The organism is Arthrobacter sp. zg-Y1110 (assembly GCF_025244865.1).
In the GTDB taxonomy this organism is placed as follows: domain Bacteria; phylum Actinomycetota; class Actinomycetes; order Actinomycetales; family Micrococcaceae; genus Arthrobacter_B.
Genome location: NZ_CP104272.1, coordinates 2,898,041 through 2,918,118, shown reverse-complemented (window position 1 = coordinate 2,918,118; position 20,078 = coordinate 2,898,041). Strand labels below are relative to the sequence as shown.

19 protein-coding genes and 1 riboswitch are annotated in these 20,078 nt (G+C 67.6%); of the genes, 10 read left to right on the top strand and 9 right to left on the bottom strand.

The window, feature by feature from the left end; genetic code table 11:
- The first annotated feature begins 15 nt into the window (after positions 1-15).
- Genes N2K99_RS13640 through N2K99_RS13625 form a run of 4 tightly spaced genes read left to right on the top strand, consistent with a single transcriptional unit; the run spans position 16 to position 3,697 of the window.
- Positions 16-1,251, top strand: a complete 1,236-nt coding sequence (locus N2K99_RS13640; RefSeq protein ID WP_227932970.1) for an MFS transporter — start codon at positions 16-18, stop codon at positions 1,249-1,251.
- A 37-nt stretch (positions 1,252-1,288) separates the two neighbouring features.
- On the top strand, positions 1,289-2,029 hold the full coding sequence (locus tag N2K99_RS13635) for a histidine phosphatase family protein (protein ID WP_227932971.1): 741 nt from the start codon (positions 1,289-1,291) through the stop codon (positions 2,027-2,029).
- Entirely contained in the window at positions 2,010-2,891 is an 882-nt protein-coding gene (locus N2K99_RS13630; RefSeq protein ID WP_227919031.1) for an NAD(P)H-hydrate dehydratase, read from the top strand. Before N2K99_RS13635 ends, N2K99_RS13630 begins: the two co-directional genes overlap by 20 nt.
- Positions 2,892-2,932: 41 nt before the next feature.
- On the top strand, positions 2,933-3,697 hold the full coding sequence (locus N2K99_RS13625) for a CPBP family intramembrane glutamic endopeptidase (RefSeq protein ID WP_227932972.1): 765 nt from the start codon (positions 2,933-2,935) through the stop codon (positions 3,695-3,697).
- Between the two features lie 151 nt (positions 3,698-3,848).
- On the opposite strand, the gene N2K99_RS13620 is transcribed toward N2K99_RS13625, so the two are convergent.
- Together N2K99_RS13620 and N2K99_RS13615 are read right to left on the bottom strand one after the other, a co-directional pair.
- Complete coding sequence (locus tag N2K99_RS13620; protein WP_227932973.1) at positions 3,849-4,253, bottom strand: hypothetical protein; 405 nt, start codon at positions 4,251-4,253, stop codon at positions 3,849-3,851.
- Between the two features lie 15 nt (positions 4,254-4,268).
- Positions 4,269-4,401: riboswitch (SAM riboswitch) on the bottom strand.
- Between the two features lie 613 nt (positions 4,402-5,014).
- A complete protein-coding gene (locus N2K99_RS13615) occupies positions 5,015-6,034 on the bottom strand; it encodes an LLM class flavin-dependent oxidoreductase (protein ID WP_227919023.1) in 1,020 nt (339 codons plus the stop codon).
- 74 nt (positions 6,035-6,108) lie between these two features.
- Between N2K99_RS13615 and N2K99_RS13610 the strand changes: the two genes are divergently transcribed.
- The 3 genes from N2K99_RS13610 (at position 6,109) to N2K99_RS13600 (ending at position 9,236) form a co-directional block, all read left to right on the top strand.
- The gene (locus N2K99_RS13610; protein ID WP_227919014.1) at positions 6,109-6,660 is read left to right on the top strand and encodes an alpha/beta hydrolase; all 552 of its coding nucleotides are present in this window, start codon (positions 6,109-6,111) and stop codon (positions 6,658-6,660) included.
- Between the two features lie 10 nt (positions 6,661-6,670).
- On the top strand, positions 6,671-7,738 hold the full coding sequence (locus N2K99_RS13605) for an ATP-dependent DNA ligase (RefSeq protein WP_227919012.1): 1,068 nt from the start codon (positions 6,671-6,673) through the stop codon (positions 7,736-7,738).
- A gap of 115 nt (positions 7,739-7,853) precedes the next feature.
- Positions 7,854-9,236: an FAD-binding oxidoreductase gene (locus tag N2K99_RS13600; RefSeq protein ID WP_227919010.1), complete on the top strand. Its 1,383-nt coding sequence runs from the start codon at positions 7,854-7,856 to the stop codon at positions 9,234-9,236.
- Between the two features lie 56 nt (positions 9,237-9,292).
- Here N2K99_RS13600 and N2K99_RS13595 read toward each other — a convergent pair whose 3' ends face one another.
- A complete protein-coding gene (locus N2K99_RS13595) occupies positions 9,293-10,318 on the bottom strand; it encodes an SGNH/GDSL hydrolase family protein (RefSeq protein ID WP_227919008.1) in 1,026 nt (341 codons plus the stop codon).
- A gap of 242 nt (positions 10,319-10,560) precedes the next feature.
- On the opposite strand from N2K99_RS13595, the gene paaZ reads away from it, so the two are divergent.
- Complete coding sequence (gene paaZ, locus N2K99_RS13590; RefSeq protein WP_227933060.1) at positions 10,561-12,636, top strand: phenylacetic acid degradation bifunctional protein PaaZ; 2,076 nt, start codon at positions 10,561-10,563, stop codon at positions 12,634-12,636.
- A 32-nt stretch (positions 12,637-12,668) separates the two neighbouring features.
- Here paaZ and N2K99_RS13585 read toward each other — a convergent pair whose 3' ends face one another.
- The gene (locus N2K99_RS13585) at positions 12,669-13,319 is read right to left on the bottom strand and encodes a CGNR zinc finger domain-containing protein (RefSeq protein ID WP_227932974.1); all 651 of its coding nucleotides are present in this window, start codon (positions 13,317-13,319) and stop codon (positions 12,669-12,671) included.
- A gap of 206 nt (positions 13,320-13,525) precedes the next feature.
- On the opposite strand from N2K99_RS13585, the gene N2K99_RS13580 reads away from it, so the two are divergent.
- Positions 13,526-14,866, top strand: a complete 1,341-nt coding sequence (locus tag N2K99_RS13580; RefSeq protein WP_227932975.1) for an MFS transporter — start codon at positions 13,526-13,528, stop codon at positions 14,864-14,866.
- Here N2K99_RS13580 and N2K99_RS13575 read toward each other — a convergent pair.
- The 5 genes from N2K99_RS13575 to N2K99_RS13555 all read right to left on the bottom strand — a co-directional run bounded on the left by N2K99_RS13575 (position 14,859) and on the right by N2K99_RS13555 (position 18,838).
- Positions 14,859-15,905: a hypothetical protein gene (locus N2K99_RS13575; protein ID WP_227932976.1), complete on the bottom strand. Its 1,047-nt coding sequence runs from the start codon at positions 15,903-15,905 to the stop codon at positions 14,859-14,861. The two genes, N2K99_RS13580 and N2K99_RS13575, sit on opposite strands and share 8 nt — an antisense overlap.
- A gap of 77 nt (positions 15,906-15,982) precedes the next feature.
- Positions 15,983-16,150, bottom strand: coding sequence for a hypothetical protein (locus N2K99_RS13570; RefSeq protein ID WP_227919004.1), 168 nt, complete (start codon positions 16,148-16,150; stop codon positions 15,983-15,985).
- A 116-nt stretch (positions 16,151-16,266) separates the two neighbouring features.
- Positions 16,267-16,965: a TetR/AcrR family transcriptional regulator gene (locus tag N2K99_RS13565; RefSeq protein WP_227932977.1), complete on the bottom strand. Its 699-nt coding sequence runs from the start codon at positions 16,963-16,965 to the stop codon at positions 16,267-16,269.
- Between the two features lie 29 nt (positions 16,966-16,994).
- The gene (gene paaK / locus N2K99_RS13560) at positions 16,995-18,347 is read right to left on the bottom strand and encodes a phenylacetate--CoA ligase PaaK (protein WP_227932978.1); all 1,353 of its coding nucleotides are present in this window, start codon (positions 18,345-18,347) and stop codon (positions 16,995-16,997) included.
- Positions 18,344-18,838, bottom strand: a complete 495-nt coding sequence (locus tag N2K99_RS13555; RefSeq protein ID WP_227932979.1) for a hotdog fold thioesterase — start codon at positions 18,836-18,838, stop codon at positions 18,344-18,346. The genes paaK and N2K99_RS13555 overlap by 4 nt, the downstream gene beginning before the upstream one ends.
- A 152-nt stretch (positions 18,839-18,990) precedes the next feature.
- Here N2K99_RS13555 and N2K99_RS13550 point away from each other — a divergent pair, with 152 nt between their 5' ends.
- Positions 18,991-19,884 carry a DedA family protein gene (locus N2K99_RS13550; protein ID WP_227932980.1) on the top strand — a complete coding sequence of 298 codons (894 nt, stop codon included), beginning with the start codon at positions 18,991-18,993 and terminating at the stop codon, positions 19,882-19,884.
- Positions 19,885-20,078 lie beyond the last annotated feature (194 nt).

Below are 20,078 nucleotides of genomic sequence, written 5' to 3'. Positions count from 1 at the left end.
GAAGGCAGGCAGCCCATGTCCACAGCATCTTCTCCTCCGGCCGCAGGCGCAGACCTCCGGTCCGGCCAGCTGCGGAACCTCATCGTGGCAACCATTGCCTCCACGGTGGGGTTCTGGGCCTGGACGATCATCGGGCCGCTCTCCAGCCGCTACGCCGCAGACATGGACCTGGGGGCCGGACAAACCTCAGTCCTTGTGGCCATGCCCATCCTGGTCGGCTCGGTGGCCCGGATCCCCGTCGGCGCCCTGACGGACCGATACGGCGGGCGCGTTATGTTCACCGTGATCCTGGGAGTGACGGCGCCGCTGGTGCTGCTCACCGGAATCGTCGGCCAGCAGGGAAACTTCCCGTTCCTGGTGGTCATCGCGTTCTTCCTCGGCATTGCCGGGACCGTCTTCGCGATCGGCATCCCCTTCTGCTCCGCCTGGTACGAACGCAGCCGGAAGGGCTTCGCGACCGGCGTGTTCGGGGCCGGCATGGTGGGGACGGCCGTGTCGGCGTTCTTCACCCCGCGGCTGGTGGCCGCCGTCGGCTACATGGGCACCCACATCACCATCGCCGTCGTCGTCGCGGCCATGGCGGTGCTGAGCTGGCTGATCCTGCGTGAATCCCCGGCATGGTCACGACCCACGGAACCGGTGCTGCCGAAGATCACCCACGCCTTCACCCTGCGCGTCACCTGGCAGCTGTGCTTCCTGTACGGCGTGGTGTTCGGTGCGTTTGTGGCGTTCTCCAACTACCTGCCCACCTATCTGGGCAATGTCTACGATTACGACGCGACCGCGGCAGGAACCCGGACCGCAGGCTTCGCCGTGGCCGCCGTCATCGCCCGGCCGATCGGCGGCACCATCGCGGACAAGGTGGGGCCGAAGCTGGTCACGCTCGTTTCCTTTGCCGGCACGGCGGTCCTGGCCGTTATCGTTGCCCTCCGCCCGGAGGAAGAGGAGGTCTACGGTACGGCGTTCATCCTGATGGCCTTGTTCCTGGGGCTGGGCACCGGCGGAGTGTTCGCCTGGGTGGGCCGTGCCGCTCCGGCGCAGGATGTGGGTACCGTCGGCGGGATTATTGCCGCCGCCGGCGGGCTAGGCGGCTACTTCCCGCCGCTGGTTATGGGGGCAACCTATGACCCGGCGAACCGCAGCTATTTCGTGGGCCTGATGCTGCTTGCGGCTTTTGCCGCCGTCGCCCTGCTGCTGACGTTCACGGTGCGCAACGGCGGCAGGGTGGACACTCGCTCCGGTGCCTCCTGACCCTTGGCCTCCGGATACCGGCGGGTAGAGTCGGAGCATGGGTGCAACTGAACTGATTCTGGTCCGTCACGGTGAATCCGCCGGCAACGTGGCCGCTACCCGCGCCGGCCGCGAGGGCGCCGAACGTATTGACCTTCCCTGGCGGGACCCCGACGTCCCGCTCAGCTCCGACGGCGAGGAGCAGGCTGCAGCGCTTGGCCGCTGGATTGCCGGGCTTCCCGCCGATGAGCTGCCCGAGTCCGTCTGGTGTTCGCCCTACCTGCGGGCCCGGCAGACAGCGGAACTGGCGGGGCTGGCCGGCCTCACCGGCGTCATGCGGATTGACGAGCGCCTGCGGGACCGGGAACTGGGGATCCTGGACCTGCTGACCTCCGCCGGCGTCGCAGCGCGCTATCCCGAGGAAGCCGAACGACGGTCCTGGCTGGGGAAATTCGCCTACCGTCCGCCGGGCGGCGAGTCCTGGGCCGACGTCGCGCTGCGGCTGCGTTCGGTGTTCCGGGACCTTGACGACGAGGAAGACGGCAAGCGTGTGGCAGTGGTCTGCCACGACGCCGTGATCCTGCTGATCCGCTACGTTTTGGAACGGATGAGCGAGCAGGAACTGCTGGACACCGCCGCCGCCAACAGCGTGCGGAACGGCTCAGTGACCCGGCTGGTGCGCCCCGCCGGCACCGGGCCCTGGAAGCTGCACACCTTCAACAGCGTGCTCCACCTGCAGGACAGTGGAGCACCGGTAACCGAACATGCAGGAGAAACTGATGACATCCACCCCCGCTGAGCTTGTTACCCCCGCGCTGCTGCGCGGCTGGCGGCTTTCCACCGAGGCCTCCGGCAAGGAGGACCGCGGCACCGTGCTGGTGGTCGGCGGAGCCCGGAGCACTCCGGGAGCGGTGATGCTGACCGGGCTTGCCGGGCTGCGGGTCGGCGCAGGCCGCCTGACCATGGGGTTGGCGGAATCGGCAGCGATCGCCGTCGCCGTGGCCATCCCCGAATCCGGGGTGGTGGGACTGCCGGAGGAAGACGGCGGGATTGACGGCGCTGCGGCAGGCAAGGTGCTCGAATCCGATCTTTCGACGGCGTCGGCAGTGGTAATCGGTCCCGGCCTGGACGACGCCGAGCAGGCCGCAGCGCTCCTGCAGTCAGTGGTTCCTCTGCTCGGGAAAAAGACGCAGGTGGTACTGGACGCCTTTGCCCTGGGAGTGCTGCCCGGGCTGCCGGAACTTTACGACACCCTGGCCGGCAGGCTGGTCCTGACCCCGAACGGTGCAGAAATCCTGCGTCTCCTCGAGGACGAGGATGCCGACGAAGACTCTCTGGACCTGCCGAAAGCCTCGCTGGAGGTGGCACGGAAATACTCCGCGGTGGTCAGCGCGCACAACGTCATTACCGCGCCTGACGGAAGGAGCTGGGAAGTGCCGGCCGGGAACTCGGGCCTGGGTACTTCCGGGTCCGGGGATGTCCTTGCCGGTGCGGTGGGAGGGTTCCTGGCCCGCGGTGCGACGCCGGAACAGGCAGCGTGCTGGGGCACCTATCTGCACGCGGTGAGCGGGGACCGGCTCTCCGCCTCGCGGGGACCGCTCAGCTTCCTGGCACGGGAACTGCTCGAGGCCATGCCGCCGGTGATCGCGGAGTTGAGCTAGCGAGGGCTGTATCCCGGCGGAACGGCCCATATCCTGAGGTAATGACAGCGAACGAATACCGGACCGGCCCTCCGGGGCGACCTGCGGCCCAAATTCCGTGGCTTTCCTACCGTTTCACCCGCCGTGACGCCGTGGCAGCAGGTTTCTACGTGTTGTTCCTGCTGGTCCTGAGCTTTGCGCCCGGACTCGTTATGCCTGTCCTGGTGATGCTGGTTCCGGATCCGGTTGCAGCTGCCTACGTCCTGAACCTGGCGTTTTACGGGGTTGCCGGCCTCTTGGCTTTCCTCGCGGCCCGGCCCTACGTGGTGCGCGAAGCCAAGATCCTGGCCACTCGGCCGGTGCTGTCCCTGTCCCTGATTCCTGGCGGCGTCATCGCCATGCTTATTGTCACCATGATCGGGGCGTTGCTGAGCGGGCAGGTCGAAACGGCGGTAAACCAGGAAGCCGTAGAGGGATTTGTGGGGTCCGTTTCGCCGTGGCTGGTGGTGCCGCTGCTGGTGGTGCTGGCGCCCTTTGTCGAGGAGTACATTTTCCGGCACCTGCTGATCGGCAAGCTCAGCCGCTACTGGAATCTCTGGGGCTGCTGCATCCTGTCGGTCCTGTTGTTCGCCTCGATCCACATTGTGGGCAAGGAATCCCTGTCCCTCCCGGTGCTGATGCCCTACCTGGCGATGGGTGCCACCCTTGTGGGCATCTACGTCTGGGCCGGAAACAACTTCATGCTTTCCTACGGTGTGCACGCCGCCAAAAACCTGCTGGGCGTCATCCTCATCTACAGCGTGCCGCCGGAGCTGCTGCAGCAGTAGCTGCCGTCTGCCTTCTGGACAGCTAACGCCGGGGTCCGTGGCTGGCCTCGTAGCGGAGGGCACGCACCCCGCCGTTCCACTGCGACCGGTTTCCTCCGTGTAGCTTGCTCTGCCCCGTTATCCGTTGGGATCCCGGGGCAGAGCCGAACGGCTAGGACCCGGCCTTTTCGACCCGCTCAGTTTCCGGGGCCCGAACCAGGGAGCCGTTGCATGGAACCACCCGCTCCGGCCGGGCCAAGTAGAAAAAAGAACTCCGGGCATCCGAATCGAATCCGCCGGGCACCATCAGTGTGGAATAGCGCTGGCACCACTGCGGGGTGTCGACGGCGGCCGCGAGCGCAGTGGCGACGGCCGGAACGTTGTGGAACCACATCAGGTGCTGGGTTCCGTCGGACACCAGATAGATGAGGTCCAGCTGCGGATCGGCCGTGACTTCGACGTCCGACCACTGCTCCCAGCCCTCGAGGCGGCGGCGATGGATCCAATGGATGTTGTGCCCGGGGGCGAAGCCGCTGCAGTTGCTGAGACCGGATTTGCTGACACTGGAAATGCTCACAGTGGGTTCCTTTGCAGGTTGTCCTTGCCTGCGACGGATGACGCAAGCCGCTTCGTCATCCGAACCACCCGCCGAACAGTGGGGTTGGTGTGGGGCCAGTCGGAGCTTTTGTGCCCGGTAAACCGGGCGAAGGCCACATCTCGTGAAGCTGAAAACTACTGTAGCTGAGGCCACTGACATTTCGACAGAGGACCGTTTCCGGGGGTGCGGTTGTGCGCGTTCCGGTGGGTGCGCCGGGCGGTGCGATGGGGGTACGTTCCGGTGGGTGCGCCGGGCGGACCGGAACGGCGGCAACGAAAATCCCTGCTCGCAGAGCTCGCAAGGATTATTAAAGCCGCCTAACCCGGCCCGTCCGGCGCCTACGTTTCGCACCTCACCTGCCATCAACCCCGGGAGACCGCTGGACGAACATCCTCACGCTCGCCGCCGCAGGAGCTGGGGTCAGAACCCGCCACCGGAGACACTGGGGCCACATCCCGCCACCGGAGACACTGGGGAGCTGGGGTCCATGCGCCGCCGGAAGGTGACACCACACGCCGCCGCCGGAGGGGCTGGAGGAAGGCGGCTTTAATATTTCCCGCGAGCTCTGCGAGCGGGGAATTTCGTTGCCGCCGTTCCAGCCCCGCAGGGGGCGGACGCAGGGGACGAACTCTAGGGGGACCGCCCGCAGGGGACGAACTCTAGGGGGACCGCCCGCAGGGGGCGGGCGAACTCTAGGGGGACCGCCCGCAGGGGGGCGGGTCCGGCCCCAGGGACGAGACTTACCGCCAGCCGGCCCCCGGGGCCACAAGCTTGACGATGCTCTCCAGCAGATGTGCATTGTACTCCACGCCCAGCTGGTTCGGCACGGTCACCAGGACGGTATCGGCCTCCTGCACCGCGGCGTCCGCGGCCAGCTCTGCGGCAATGACGTCCGGTTCCCCGATGTAGCTCTTCCCGAACCGGGCCAAGCCGCCGTCGAGGTGGCCCACCTGGTCCCGGCCTTCGGCCTGCGCCCGCAGCCCGAAGTAGTGCCGGTCCTGCCCGGTCACCAGCGGAATGATGCTGCGGCTGACGGACACCCGCGGGGTGCCCTGGTGTCCGGCGTCGGCCCAGGCCTTCCGGTACACCGCGATCTGCTCGGCCTGCAGCTGGTCGAACGGCACCCCGGTGTCCTCGGTCAGGAGCGTGGAGCTCATCAGGTTCATGCCCTGCTCGCCGGTCCACTTGGCGGTGGCCCGGGTCCCGGACCCCCACCAGATCCGCTCCGGCAGTCCGGGGGACAGCGGGTCAATGGCCATGGCTCCGGTGCTGCCGGTCATGGCCGGATCAGCCTGCGCCACCCCGGCGCCGGCAATGGCGGCACGGAACACTTCGGTGTGCTGCCGGGCCATTTCCGCGTCGGAGGAATCCGGGCCGGGAACGTAGCCGAAGGACTCATAACCGCGCAGGGCAGGCTCGGGGGATCCCCGGCTGATGCCGAGCTGCAGCCTGCCGCCGCTGATCAGGTCCGCCACTGCGGCGTCTTCTGCCATCGCCAGCGGATTCATGTAGCGCATGTCGATCACGCCCGTGCCCAGCTCGATCCGGCTGGTCCGTGCCGCCATGGCGGAGAGCATGGGGAAGGGGGCGGAGAACTGCGGGGCGAAGTGGTGCACCCGCATGTACGCGCCGTCGACGCCGATTTCCTCGGCGGCGACCGTCAGTTCAATCTGCTGCAGTATTGCGTCCTGCGCACTGGGAGTCATCGATCCCACGGCATTCCGGTAATGTCCGAAGGACAGGAATCCTATTTTCTTCATACAAGCTCCAGCGCCGGAAACGCCGGCAGTATTCCCGGTCACCTGCGCCGAACCAGTGAAAGGAAACAGCCCCAGTGCACATCACCATGGTCCCGGGCTATCAGGGCTCACCACCGGAGCAGTGGCAGAGCCGCTGGGAGGCGGAGCTGCCGGACGTCACCCGCATCGCGCCGTCGTCGTGGGATGAACCCGAGCTGGAGGACTGGATGGCGGCGCTGGACCGGGCCGCCGGCGCGCAGAACGGTCAGACGGTCCTGGTGGCACACAGCCTGGGCTGCCTGGCGGCGGTGGAATGGCTGCTGCGCAACCCCGACGGCGCCCACGGGGTGTTCCTGGTCAGCCCGCCCGATCCCGTTGCCGCTTCGTTTCCGCAGGCCGCAGGAACGTTCCGGTCTCCGCGGATGCAGGAACTGCCCGTGCCCGGCCTGCTGATTGCCAGCGAGAGCGATCCGTACTGTGCGCTGCCGGCCGCGCAAAGCATCGCCGCGGCCTGGAAGGTGCCCGTTATTGATGCCGGCGAGCTGGCCCACATCAACGAAAAGAGCGGGGTGGGCTACTGGGAGCAGGGCCGCGACCTGCTCACGGCCTTCACAGCAGGGCTGGGGGAACCGGCCGCAATCGGATAAGAATGGGCACATGGACCTTCCAGTGATGCCCCCGGTTGCCCCGATGCTGGCCAAATCCGTCAGCGCCCTGCCCCGCGGGGACTACTTGTACGAACCCAAATGGGACGGATTCCGGTCCATCATTTTCCGGGACGGCGACGACGTCGAGATCGGCTCCCGGAACGAGAAGCCAATGACGCGGTACTTCCCTGAAATCGTCGAAGCCCTCAAAGCGAACCTGCCCGAGAGGTGCGTGCTGGACGGCGAGATCGTCATGGTGGCTCCGGACGGCAAACGGCTGGACTTCGAACTGCTGCAGCAGCGGATTCATCCCGCCGCCAGCCGGGTGAAACTGCTCGCGGAGGAAACCCCCGCCCGATTTGTGGCCTTCGACCTGCTGGCCCTGGGCGACGTCGACTACCGGGACCGGCCGTTCTCCGAACGCCGGGAGGCCCTGGTCCAGGCGCTGAAAACGGCACAGGCACCGGTGTCCGTCACCGCCGCCACCGACGACGCCGACCAGGCGCAGGACTGGTTCGGCCGTTTTGAAGGTGCCGGCCTGGACGGCGTGGTGGCCAAACCGCTGGACGGCCCGTACGCGCCGAACAAGCGCACGATGGCCAAGCTCAAGCACGAACGCACTGCGGACTGTGTGCTCGCCGGCTACCGGGTGCACAAATCCGGCCCCGATCTGATCGGCTCCCTGCTGCTGGGGCTCTACAACGACGACGGCGTGTTGGTGAACGTGGGCGCAGCAAGTTCCTTCCCGATGGACCGCCGCCGGGAACTGTTCGAGGAACTCCAGCCGCTGGTCGCCGTCGAGGACGGACACCCCTGGGCCGAGGGGGAGCAGGAGAAGGGCACGCGCACCCCGCGCAACTCCGAGGGCAGCCGCTGGAGCGGGAAAAAGGACTTCTCTTTCGTACCGCTGCGCCCGGAACGGGTAGTGGAGGTGCGCTACGACCACATGGAGGGGGAGCGGTTCCGCCATGTGGCCCAGTTTTCCCGCTGGCGGCAGGACCGGACGCCCGAATCCTGCACCTATGAGCAGCTGGAGGAGCCGGTGAAGTTCGATCTGGCGGAGGTGCTCGGGAGCTAGCGGAAACTGTCCGGCGGGGCTAGGCAGGGAAGCACATCGATGCCTAGCATTTTTTGTCAGCATCTCCGGTCCGCTGGACCGGCGGCCGCGGACACCCGCCCACAAGGAGCCGAAGATGATCCAGGCAGCCGACCTCGAAACCCTGCGCAGCGTTGTCCATGGTCCGCTGAACAGTCCAGGGGAGCCCGGGTACGCCGTAGACACCGCCGGCTTCAACCCCTCGTTGATCCAGCATCCCGATGCCGTGCTCGGTGCAGCCGACGTCGAGGATGTACAGAACGCCGTCCGCTGGGCCGCTGAGCGGGGCATCCCCGTCGGGATGCAGGCAACCGGCCACGGTGCTGCCGCCGCCATGGACGAGGGCCTGCTGATCAACACGTCCCGGCTGCAGGACCTGGCGGTGGACTCCGACGCAGGCACGGTCACCGTGGGTGCCGGCGTCAGCTGGCGCTCGGTGCTGGAGAAGACCGTGCTGCTCGGGCTTACGGGCCCGCACGGCTCCTCCGGAACGGTGGGAGTGGTGGGCTACGCGTCCGGCGGGGGGCTGCCGCTGATGGGCCGGGCGCTGGGATTCGCCAGCGACCACGTGCAGGCCATAGATGTTGTGACCCCCGACGGCAGCCTGAGGCACCTCGAAGCAGGCAGCGCCGAGGACGCCGGGTTGTTCGCGGCACTGCGCGGCGGCAAGGGCAACTTCGGCGTCATCACGGCCATGACGCTCGGGTTGACCCCGTTCCGGGAATTTTACGGCGGCGGCATCATGTACCCGGAAGATGCCGGCCCGGAGGCCCTGGCCGCCTTCCGTGCCTGGACACCCCAGCTGCCGACAAATGTTTCAGCGTCCCTGGCCTTCCTGCACCTGCCGGATGCCCCTTTCCTGCCCGAGGAACTGCGCGGTACCGCGCCGGTGCACCTGCGGTTCGCGGTGTTCGGCAGCCGGGAAGAGGGCGACACGCTGCTGGAACCCATGCGGCATGTCTCCGCGCCCTTCATGGATACGGCCGGACCGATGGACTACGGGGCAGTGGGCAGCATCCACATGGATCCGGACGAACCGGTGCCCGCCCTGGACCGCGGGACCCTGCTGGCCGAGCTGCCCGATGAACTGGCGGCCGGAGTGCTGGGCCAGGTGGGGCCGGGTTCGTATACTCCGCTGATGATGACGGAAATCCGGTTGATGGGCGGATCACTGGCTCTGGATCCTCCGTTCGAGGATGCGGTGTCAGGCCGGGAGGCAGCCTTCAACCTCTACTCCGTGGGACTCAACGTCCCGCCGGCTGCGGACGCCACAGCAGCCGCCCTCGATCGGCTCGACGTCGTCGTCGGCCCCTACGCTGCCGGCGCGCTGGTCAACCTCAGCGGACCGGCACGCACGGAGGCAGGCGCCCGGCCTGCGTGGGATCCGGAGGTTTTCGGGCGGCTGCAGGCGGCCAAGGCCGCCTACGATCCGCAGAACCTCTTCCGGTTCGGCCACGCGGTTCCGCTGCCGGTCTCCTGACGGCGGCCCGGACGGGAGGTTCTGGGCCGGGAGGTGCCGCCCGGCGGCATCCGCGTCTAGCGCCGTCCGCGGCAGCCGACCCCGAACTCGCTGCCCGCGTCCTCGAGGATGGCCGCGGTGTAGCCCTCCCGGTATCCCGTCTCCGTGGGATGCAGGTTGTACGGGCTTAGGAGATCGAAGATGATCCAGGAATCCGTGGACCCTACGCCGTGCCCGGCGAACTCATCCACCACGTCCACGAACACCCCGTTGTCCGGAACCTGTTCCGCGATGACCGTGTTCAAGGCATCGGTACCCCGTGTAAAGAGGGCCTGCGCCTCGGTACTGAGCGGTCCGGGGGTTCCGGGCTCAAACAGGTACGGATACCCCGTCACCACCAGGGTTGCCCTTGGAGCCAGTTCAGCGATCCGGGCAAACTCCGCTGCCAGCTGTGGTGCCAGGACGGTCTGTGCGTAAGCGGCAGCTTGATCGATGGCAGGGGCGCAGGTGGCCGGCAGCTGTGCCCCGGCGCAGGCGGCTACCACCGAAGCGAACCGGACGTCATCGCCGCCGATGGTCACGGTGACGGTGTCCGTCTTTCGATTCAGCAGGCCCCGGGCAGCGGCGTCGTCGATCTGCTCGGGAAGGTCCACCGGAGCGTCGGGCGGGGTTGTGAGAGCAGTGGCGCCCGAACAGGTGACATTACCGTCCAGCTCTACCCGGTCCAGGGCGTCCAGAAGCACGGGGTAGCCCTGTGCCGTCCGGCCGCAGGTGTCCAGTACGGGGCCGCCGCCGAAGCCGGAGGCATAGGAGTCACCGAACGCCACGTAGTCGACACTGCCGTGCCCCCGACCGTGCCCGCCGCCGTGCCCACCCCCATGCCCGTGTCCGCCGCCGTACCCGTGCCCGCCGCCGTGCCCACCCCCATGCCCGTGTCCGCCGCCGTACCCGTGCCCGCCGCGGTGCTCAACCGTATGCCCGCCGCGGGAATCGGGCCCGTGGGCACCGCCGGCGCTGGCCGGGGCAGCACCTCCGGCCAGGAGGGCAGTGGTAGTCACTGCCAGGACAGCCAGACGTCGGGACAGCAGCGGTTTGGGGCTCATCTCGTGCTCCTTAGCGGGGGTGCTGCAAACGTTCGAGGGCACGAGTCTGGCGCAGGGGAGGGACCCGCGGCAACCAGAGGTACACCATGTCGGCACGGCAGCAGTATTTAAAGTCCAACGGGTGTGGGAAGGGCCGCTTTCGGCTAGGGTGTCGATATACCGACCGCATGGTCAGTAATCCCGCGGCAGTGACGCCTGCAGGAGGACGGCTGCGGTTTCTTCCCGTTTCGAAAGGCAGCGAAATGACGGCCACCGCCATCGACGTCGAAACCGTTCCCAGCTACGTTCGGGGGTCCTGGTGGACACCGGATCCCGCAGGAGTCCGCGGAACCGAAGTGCACGATGCCAGCACCGGCGAGCTGCTGGCGCTGGTCAGCAGTGAGGGTCTGGACACCGCCGCCGTCGTCCACTATGCCCGAACCGTAGGGCAGGCCGAACTGGGGAAGTCCACCTTCCACCAGCGGGCCCTGCTGCTCAAGGAACTCGCAGTGCACCTCAATGCGCAACGCGATGAGCTGTACGCCGTGTCCGCCCGCAGCGGCGCCACCCGGACCGATTCCCTGGTGGACATTGACGGCGGGATCGGCGTCCTGTTTGCCTACGGTTCCAAGGGCCGCCGCGAACTGCCGAACTCCACCGCGATCATTGACGGCGCCGTGGAACAGCTCGCCAAGGACGGCTCGTTCCTCGGTGAGCACATCTACACCCGGATCCCGGGCGTCGCAGTGCAGATCAACGCCTTCAACTTTCCGGTCTGGGGCATGCTGGAAAAACTGGCCCCGGCATTCCTCGCCGGGGTGCCGAGCATCGTCAAGCCCGCCAGCCCCACCGGGTACATCACCGCAGCGGCCGTGCGGATGATCGTGGACTCGGGCATCCTTCCCGCCGGATCCCTGCAGCTGATTTCCGGTTCCGCGCGGGACCTCCCGGACCACCTCGATTACCGGGACATGGTCTCCTTCACCGGCTCGGCCTCCACCGCCGAACGCCTGCGTGCCCATCCGCAGATCGCCGTAGGAGGTGTCCGTTTCACGGCGGAAACGGATTCGTTGAACGCGGCGATCCTGGGTCCGGACGCCGTTCCCGGTACCCCCGAGTTTGACGCCTTCATCCGCTCCCTGGTCACCGAGATCACGGCCAAGGCCGGCCAGAAATGCACCGCAATCCGCCGGGCCATCGTCCCTGCCGGGCTGGTCGATGATGTGGTTGCCGCGGCCGGGGAGCGCATCCGCGGGCGCGTGGTCCTGGGCGATCCGCGTGCCGAAAACGTGACCATGGGTGCCCTGGCCTCCCGGGAGCAGCTCGACGGCGTCCGGGAAGCGGTGCAGCGGATGCTGGCGGCCGGCGCGCAGCTGGCGCTGGGGTCGTTGGACGCCCCCGACGTCGTCCGTGCCGACGGAAGCGAGGGAACCTCGCCGGACGGCGCCTTCATGGAGCCGCTGCTGCTGACCTGGCCGGACAACGACGCGGATGCCCTGCACAATATCGAAGCGTTCGGCCCCGTGGCCTCGATGGTGGGCTACACCGACGTCGCCGACGCCGTCCGGCTGGCCGCGCGGGGCGGAGGATCGCTGGTCGCTACGGTATGCACCAATGACCCGGACGTGGCCCGGGAAGTGCTTACCGGCATCGCCGGACACCACGGTCGGGTATTGTTCCTGAACCGCGAAGACGCCCGTTCCTCCACCGGGCACGGTTCGCCCGTGCCCCACCTGGTGCACGGCGGTCCGGGCCGTGCCGGCGGCGGCGAGGAGCTGGGTGGCATCCGTGCGGTGCGGCATTACATGCAGCGCACCGCGGTGCAGGGCTCACCCAATATGCTCACCGCCCTCACCGGTATCTGGCATCCGGGGGCGGACCGCCGGTTCGACGCCGGACATCCGTTCCGCAAGCACCTCAGTGAGCTGCGGGTGGGCGACGCCGTGCGGTCGGATCTGCGGGAAGTGACCCTTGAGGACATCGCCGCTTTTGCGGAGACCACCGGGGACACGTTCTACGCCCACACGGACGCCGCAGCCGCGGAGGCGAATCCGTTTTTCCCGGGCATCGTGGCGCACGGCTACCTGCTGCTGTCCTGGGGTGCGGGCCTGTTCGTGGATCCTGCGCCGGGGCCGGTGCTGGCCAACTACGGACTGGAAAACCTGCGGTTCCTGACGCCGGTGGCCGCGGGGGACTCCATCCGTGTGACGCTGACCGCCAAGAAGATCACGCCGCGTGAAACGGACGGGTACGGCGAGGTGGCCTGGGACGCGGTGCTGACCAACCAGAACGACGAACTGGTGGCTACCTACGACGTGCTGACCCTGGTGGAGAAGTAAGTCCCCGGAAGGGGGCGGGCCAGGAGTTCGGGCTAGGCATTCCGTTTGCGGTAGGCCTGCATCTTCGTGCGGGCGCCGCAGATCTCCATGGCGCACCAGGTTCCGCCCCGGTTGCGTGAAGTGTCGAAGAAGACCCAGCGGCAGACGTCCCGGCGACACGCTTTCAGGCGCTGAAGCTGGGCCGGGTCGGCATGGACCAGGACGGCACCGATGCGGGCGAGTGCTTCGCGCACCGGAGGCTGGGGCACCGGCTCGACGCGCGGCTCTCCTCCGGCGACCATGACCCGAACCGGAAGCTGCTCCAGGGCACGGTCAAGGCGCTGCAGGCCGGTGGCGACGTCGGGTGCCGGCGTGCCGTGCAGGTGCCCGCCGTCGTCGTGCGCAGCCGCGCGGTCCCCGCCGTCGTGGTGCGTGAGGAAGAGGGAGCGCAGCCCCTCCCGTAGGTCGAGCGCCAGGGCAAGATCCTCCTCAGTAGCCTGCGTGCCTGCCCCGACCAGCCCGTAGCCGGCCAGCCAGTCCGCCAGTCCGCCGGGGTTGTCCAGTGCGTCCTTCCCGGCTTCCCGGTCCGCAGTATTGGCGAACACCTGGAGGAGCCGCAGGGGAGCAGGGGCCGGTGCGCGCCCGCCCGGCTCCGGGTATCCGCTGTCCGCAGGAACATTTTGTTCCAAAGTGTTACCGCTCATAGTCGATTGCCGGTAACGTATGCCGGAGCAACGGACAAGGACAAGCCGGCAGGGGACCCAGGTATGCACGCATCAGCGCGATCAAGGATGGCTCGTCGTCCCGACCGCATGACTCGATTCTTCGTCGCAGTGGGTCTCCATATCCGGCACATGCCTTCATTATTGCCCGTCACCTCCGCAAACGCAGTGCAGCGGAGGGTCTCGGTATGAAGGACCCAAGCTGGGTGCTGCTGCGCACCGACCGCAGTTTCCGCCGCTACTGGCTGGGGCAGGGCGCTGCCAGTGCCGGCGCCCAGATCACGGGCATCGCCGTTCCGCTGGTTACAGCCATCGCCCTCGATGCCGGGCCGGCGGCGGTCAGCCTTGTCGCTGCGGCCGGCACGCTGCCGTACCTGTTGTTCTCGCTGGTGGCCGGCCATCTCCTGCAGGGTCGGGACCAGCGGCGCTCCATGGTGGCGGCCGATCTTGCCCAATGCGTGCTACTGGCACAGATTCCCCTGGCCTGGGCCGGGGGATGGCTCAGCGTCCCCCTGCTGGCAGCAGTCACCTTCCTCAGCGGCTGCTGCGCCCTGATCTTCGGGTTATCGGCCTTCGCCTTTGTCCCCGCCCTCGTTACGGATCAGGACCTCGCGCCGGCCAACCGTGCCGTCCAAGCCACTCGGACCGTTACGGAAATCGGCGGCCCGGGGCTGGCCGGTCTGCTGGTCTCGGCGGTGGGTGCTCCCGGCGCCTTGATCGCCACCATGCTTGGACATCTGGCTTCCGCTGCGGGAGTGGCCTCGAGCCGCCCCCGGGAACAACGTGCCGTTGCGGCGGCTCCGGCGTCGAGGGCCTCGATGCCTGCGGGGGAGGAGAGCCGGAGCCCGGTTCCGGAGAAGCGGCCCACCCTCCTCACCGGACTGCGGATCCTGTTCGGTGACCGCCATCTGCGCGCCTTGACCGTCCATGCGGCCACCTATAACGCGGCGGAACAGATCCTGATGCTGAACCTGATTCTCTGGGCGGTGCAGCAGCAGGACGTCGGTGTTGGTGCGTACGGCCTGGCGCTGGCCGGAGCCGGTGTCGGCGGTCTGCTCGGCACCCTGGTTGCGCTCCGCCTGGCCGACAAAGCAGGCCTTGGCCCGGCATTCGCCGTTTCGCTGGTGCTCTCCTGCGCGGTTCCGCTGTTGCTGCCGGTCTGGCCGTTAACCGGATGGACAATGGCGGGGGTCATTGCTGCAGTCATGTTGCTGCGTGGTATCGGCGAGGGCAACGCCAATGTCTACTCGCTGACGATGCGCCAGCAGCTCATTCCGCGGGATGAACTCACCCGCTCCGCCGGTGCCTATACCCAGGTGATGTACGGCTCGATTCCGCTGGGCGCCCTGCTGGCCGGCGTCGTCGGCGAAACGCTGGGGGTCCGCGCCGGCGTCCTGGTCGGCGCCGTCGGGCTGGTGCTCTCCGCGGTTCCGATGCTCACCCCCGCGTTCCTGCGGCTCCGTACCATCCCTAGTCCCGGCCGCCGCTTAACGTCCCGGCCTGCAGGGGCCGGGGACAGGGTCAGCTGACACGGAACCAGACGTCACCCATTTGTTCCCGCCGCCAAACCTGCCGAGGCCCGCCGTTCTCTCGGACGCGGTCAGTCAGCCACAAGGTGCTGTCCGGGTCCCACCCTGCGATCACTGAGGAGGTGCCGGCGTCGACGGGGAGGGCATGCCCTGCACTGCCGAGGTAGCCCAGGACAGTCAGGTGCACGGCGTCCCATTGTCCTGCTGCGCGTTCCCAGTCCGGGATCACCCAGCGGCCGGCGCGTCCCGTGGTGCGAAACCAGTCATGTCGGCGGGAGGCAGTGACCTCCAGCGGATAGGCACGGCACAGGGCAGTCCAGTCCTCGGGGGAGCGGATGTGGAGGATCCTGCCGATGCCGCTAACCGGAATTGCGGTCGCTTCTTCCACATCACTCGAGTCCTCGACGAGGCTCAATCCGGCGGGAATCTGCCCGACGGTGCGGACCAGCCCGAGCGGGATGGACCACCAGCTTCCGCTGAAAGGTGCCCGCGGATCCTGCGGCCGGTCCTTGGCGGCCAGCGCTTCCTCGGTGCGGACAGCTGTGCCCCACTTCTGCAGGGTGCCTTGGGGATCCCGGGGCAGGGGTGCCGGGTCCTCCGCCGGCCGCCAGTCGATGGCCCACTGTTCCGGCGGGCCGGGTCGGCCCCACCACTGTGCCGCCGGTGCGCCCAGCGCCCCTTCAGCCACGTGGTGAAGGGCGTTGCGGATGACCGGGAGTGCGGCCAGCGCATCCTCACCGTCGGGTTCCTGCCAGTACCGTGCCGTGTCGACGGACCGTTGGAGGGCCGCCTGGATCTGTTCGCCATCCAGGCGGCGGAGATCCAGGGACAGAATCCCGGCTGCGAGGTGATCGGGCGAGGGCAGGTCACCGGGGCCGGCGGAGCCGAACAATACCGTTGAAGTTCCTTTCCCGGGGTCGAGTTCGTAGCCCAGCCAGAACACCGCCGAGCGGATATCCGGATCCAGCTCGGCCGCAAGTTCAAGGCACAGGCGCCGTCCGCGCGGTCCCTCAACGAGCTGTTCTGCCGGCGACATCATGCGCCCATCCTTGCACGCCGGACCGGCTCAGCAGCTGCCGCGCCGGGTCGCCCACAACGCCACCCTCCTCTTCCGGCTCACTTGTTGGGGCTCTGCCGGTGCTGGTAGGTCTGTGCGGACACGTAGCCCACGAAAAGGGCACCAGGAAGTCCGATCAATGCCTTGTTGTCCGATGCGAAGGCCAGAAAGGCCGCAACGGCGAGAAAACATAAAAAGGCAACGGCGATCCGGGCAGGCAGTTTCATGAATACTCCTCACATACGCGTGCCGCGGCACGATGCTTCGGTAAGAGCAGGCTAAGCGCTTCGGATTCAAGGCAGGGACAGGGAGGCTACCTGTCTTTTAGTGGAAAGCACTGCCCTCAAGAGCGGCGGGTGTGCAACCCGTCAAAGACCATGGTGATGATGTTGTCCGCGAGCTTCTGCGCGGGCAGCGGACCGCCGGGTTTGTACCATTCCACGATCGAGTTGATGGTGCCGAACAGCAGGCGCGTGGTGGTGCGCGGATCAATGTCGCTCCGCACCGAACCCTCGCGCCGGGCCGCGTCCACGAGTCCCGCCACCCGGTGGTCGAACTCCCGGCGCCGGGCCAACGCACTGCGTTCAACGTCGGTGTTGCCCCGGAGCCGCAGTAGCAGCGTGACGAACGGCAGTCGCTCCGTCAGCACCTCGATGGTGCCGCGCAGCACGAATTCCAGCCGGGCATCCGCGGCACCGGCCGAAGCCCGCGGATCATCCAGCACCGCCTCGAGCCCGTCCAGCGCATAGTCCAGCGCCAGGCGCAGCAGATCACCCTTGGACGGCACATGGTGGTAGATCGCCGACTTCGTGATGCCCAGGTTTTCGGCCAGGATTCCCATGGACGTGGCTTCATAGCCGTGCCGGTTGAAGACGTCCACGGCCACGTTCAGTACTGTCTGCTGGTCGTATCCCGGCCGGCCCCGGCGCGGCCCGGACGCCGGGTCGGAGGCAGGGCCGACGGCGGCGGCGGACGCGGCGGATCCAGCATCGGCAGCGGGAACGGGAGCAGGTTCGGAGGAAGCTCCGGCGGCGGCAGGCATGGCGCTATTTTCCCACGTCAACGGGCGGTTCACTGCGCTGAGGCGGTATCGGTGCCGCGGCGCAGGTCGTAGATCCGGCGGAGCTTGCCGCTGGAGCGTGCCAGCGTCCCGGGGTCGACCACCTCAACGAGGCAGGAGGAACCGACGTGGATCTTGACCTGCGCGGCGAGCTCCGATGCCGCCGCCGCGGAGTCCGGCGTCGTGGCATCCTCACGGCGCTCGATCCGGACCGTGAGCTCATCCATGCGTCCCGGGCGGGTGATTTCGAGCTGGAAGTGCGGGCTCAGGGCCGGGATGCGCAGGGCGATTTCCTCGATCTGGGTGGGGAAGAGGTTGACGCCGCGCAGGATGATCATGTCGTCGCTGCGGCCGGTGATGCGTCCCATCCTGCGCATGGATGGCCGGGCAGTGCCGGGCAGCAGGCGGGTGAGGTCATGGGTCCGGTAGCGGATGATCGGCAGCGCCTCCTTGGTCAGGGAGGTAAAAACCAGCTCGCCCGGTTCGCCGTCGCCCAGGACCCGGGTCTCGTCAAACGGGTCGATGATCTCCGGCCGGAAGTGATCCTCCCAGATATGGGCCCCGTCCTTGCTCTCCACGCACTCGCCGGCCACGCCCGGCCCCATGACTTCCGAGAGTCCGTAAATGTCGCACGCGTCCAGGTCCATCAGCGTTTCGAGTTCGTGCCGCATTTCCTCGGTCCACGGCTCCGCCCCGAGAACCGCGTTCTTCAGCGAAGTCGAGCGCGGATCGATGCCGGCCGCTGCAATCGCATCGGCAATGGCCAGCAGGTAGGTGGGCGTGCAGAGGATGGTGTCCGGTTCGAAGTCCACGATGAGCTGGGCCTGCCGCTCCGTCTGCCCGCCGGAAACGGGGATCACCGTGCAGCCGAGTCTCTCCGCGCCGAAGTGGGCCCCCAACCCGCCGGTGAAGAGACCGTAACCGTAGGCATTGTGCACCTTGTATCCCTGACGCACTCCGGAGGCACGCAGCGAACGGGCCACCAGGGAGCTCCAGCGGTCCAGGTCCCCGGCCGTGTAGCCGACGACGGTGGGCCGCCCCGTGGTTCCGGAGGATGCGTGGATGCGGGCCACCTGCTGCTGCGGGACGGCGAACATGCCAAACGGATAGGTAGAGCGCAGGTCCTCCTTCGTGGTGTACGGGAACCGAGCGAGGTCGCTCAGTTCGCCCAGGTCGGAGGGGTGCACGCCGGCGTCGTCGAACTTGCGCCGGTACAGCGGAACCCGTTCGTACGCGTAGGCGACGGTCTGCTTCAGACGCTTCAACTGGAGGGCCTCCAGTTCGTCCCGGCTCATGCGTTCCTCCGGGTCCAGCGTCGAAGGATCGGCTGCGGCGGACTTGATCGGAGCGGAGGGGGCTCTCATGGGCGGCCTTCGGTCGAGGCGCCGGACGGTGTCCGGGCGGGGTTGGGGATGGTGCGCGAGCGTCCGCGGAAGAGGGCGACGACGGCGGCGGTCCCGTCGGGACGTTCGGACCGCACCTCAACGTCGTAGACGCCGCTGCGGCCGTTGCCGGCACGGTGCTCGGCGGAAGCAGTCAGCCGGTCACCCGCCCTGGCCGGAGCCAGGAAGGTGACGTCGGCACCGGCAGCCACCGTGATGTGTTCCCGTTCCCGTGCCGGCCCGCCGTCTTCCGGATTGCAGGCCAGGGCGAAGGCCGTGTCGGCAAACGCGAAGACCATCCCGCCGTGCCCGATGCCGAAACCGTTGACCATCTGCGGGCGGAGAAGCATCGAAATACGTGCCGTGCCGGAGCCGGTTTCCACCACATCGATGCCCATCCAAGCCGAGGCGGCGTCGTCGACCAGGAGAGGATGGGCAGGGGATGTGACCCGGGGAACCTCGGTGTCAGCCATGGGACCTCTTTTCTTTACCGAATGTTCATTAGGTAATCCCGCCATGCGTTCGGCTGTCAAGGATTCCGGCGGTCCCGGTAGGCAGACCGCCCTGCGGACCGAACTTACAGACAGTCGGGGATCGGCCGGAGGCCGTGGCGTACCCTAGTGAGGTGACTCTCTCTGCGGCCACAGCCGTCTCCGGTCCTGTCCGCCCTCCAACGTCTTCCCTTTTGCCTGAGTGGCTGGACCCCCAGGTATTCCTTGCCGACCCGGCCCTCGCACCGTGGGTGGTCCTGATGGTCTGCGGCATCGTGTTTGCAGAAACCGGGCTGCTTATCGGCTTCTTCCTGCCGGGGGATTCCCTCCTGTTTACCGCCGGGCTCCTGGTGGCTACGGGCACCATCGACATTAACGTGTGGCTGCTTGCTGTCCTGGTCTTCATCAGCGCCTTCGTAGGGGACCAGACGGGCTATTACATTGGCAGGAAGGCCGGCCCCGCCGTCTTCAACCGGCCGGACAGCAGGCTCTTCAAACGGGAGAACGTAAGACGCGCCCAGGTGTTCTTTGACCACCACGGCGGCAAAGCCGTGATCCTGGCCCGGTTCGTACCTGTGGTTCGGACCTTCACCCCGGTGGTGGCCGGTGTTGCCGAGATGAACTACAAGGCGTTCGTCTCGTTCAACGCGGTGGGCGCGTTCGTCTGGGGCGTCGGCGTGACCCTCCTGGGCTACGTCCTCGGTGACCGTGTGCCCTTTGTCCGGGAAAACCTCGACCTGATCTTCGTGGCCGTGGTGGTGCTCTCCGTGATTCCGATTGTCATTGAGGTTCTGCGCCAGTCCCACAAGGCCGCAACCAAGGATGATGACGAGGAGGACGACGGCAAGGACAGCAGCACCGAAGCCACTGCTTCAGCAACCGAAGCCGGCGCCGTACCGGAGCGCAACGCCGAGACCGCACGTGCATCCGACGTCGTCGAACACTCCGGCCGCCACACCGGTCCCGCGGAGGGCCGCCGCGTCACCGCACCGAAGCCGAACGTGGAAGGTGCAGGCGCGGTCGAGTAGCCGTCGAAGCCCCGGCTGGAGAATGTTCAGCGCAAGCAGGCCCGGACCGATTGGTCCGGGCCTTTTTGCGCCCGCAGGAGCCGTGCGCGGAGGCATCCCTCGGTAACGATTTTGTAACCGCCGGGCCGCCATCTGCGGTTTGACCTGCGGATACGCAGCTGGGATCACTTCTACGAAAAGTGTGGGAGCGCTCC

Coding starts and splice junctions, on each gene's coding strand:
- N2K99_RS13640 (WP_227932970.1), top strand. CDS start 16: ATGTCCACAGCATCTTCTCCTCCGGCCGCAGGCGCAGACCTCCGGTCC.
- N2K99_RS13635 (WP_227932971.1), top strand. CDS start 1,289: ATGGGTGCAACTGAACTGATTCTGGTCCGTCACGGTGAATCCGCCGGC.
- N2K99_RS13630 (WP_227919031.1), top strand. CDS start 2,010: ATGACATCCACCCCCGCTGAGCTTGTTACCCCCGCGCTGCTGCGCGGC.
- N2K99_RS13625 (WP_227932972.1), top strand. CDS start 2,933: ATGACAGCGAACGAATACCGGACCGGCCCTCCGGGGCGACCTGCGGCC.
- N2K99_RS13615 (WP_227919023.1), bottom strand. CDS start 6,034: ATGAAGAAAATAGGATTCCTGTCCTTCGGACATTACCGGAATGCCGTG.
- N2K99_RS13605 (WP_227919012.1), top strand. CDS start 6,671: ATGGACCTTCCAGTGATGCCCCCGGTTGCCCCGATGCTGGCCAAATCC.
- N2K99_RS13600 (WP_227919010.1), top strand. CDS start 7,854: ATGATCCAGGCAGCCGACCTCGAAACCCTGCGCAGCGTTGTCCATGGT.
- N2K99_RS13595 (WP_227919008.1), bottom strand. CDS start 10,318: ATGAGCCCCAAACCGCTGCTGTCCCGACGTCTGGCTGTCCTGGCAGTG.
- paaZ (WP_227933060.1), top strand. CDS start 10,561: ATGACGGCCACCGCCATCGACGTCGAAACCGTTCCCAGCTACGTTCGG.
- N2K99_RS13585 (WP_227932974.1), bottom strand. CDS start 13,319: ATGAGCGGTAACACTTTGGAACAAAATGTTCCTGCGGACAGCGGATAC.
- N2K99_RS13580 (WP_227932975.1), top strand. CDS start 13,526: ATGAAGGACCCAAGCTGGGTGCTGCTGCGCACCGACCGCAGTTTCCGC.
- N2K99_RS13575 (WP_227932976.1), bottom strand. CDS start 15,905: ATGATGTCGCCGGCAGAACAGCTCGTTGAGGGACCGCGCGGACGGCGC.
- N2K99_RS13570 (WP_227919004.1), bottom strand. CDS start 16,150: ATGAAACTGCCTGCCCGGATCGCCGTTGCCTTTTTATGTTTTCTCGCC.
- N2K99_RS13565 (WP_227932977.1), bottom strand. CDS start 16,965: ATGCCTGCCGCCGCCGGAGCTTCCTCCGAACCTGCTCCCGTTCCCGCT.
- paaK (WP_227932978.1), bottom strand. CDS start 18,347: ATGAGAGCCCCCTCCGCTCCGATCAAGTCCGCCGCAGCCGATCCTTCG.
- N2K99_RS13555 (WP_227932979.1), bottom strand. CDS start 18,838: ATGGCTGACACCGAGGTTCCCCGGGTCACATCCCCTGCCCATCCTCTC.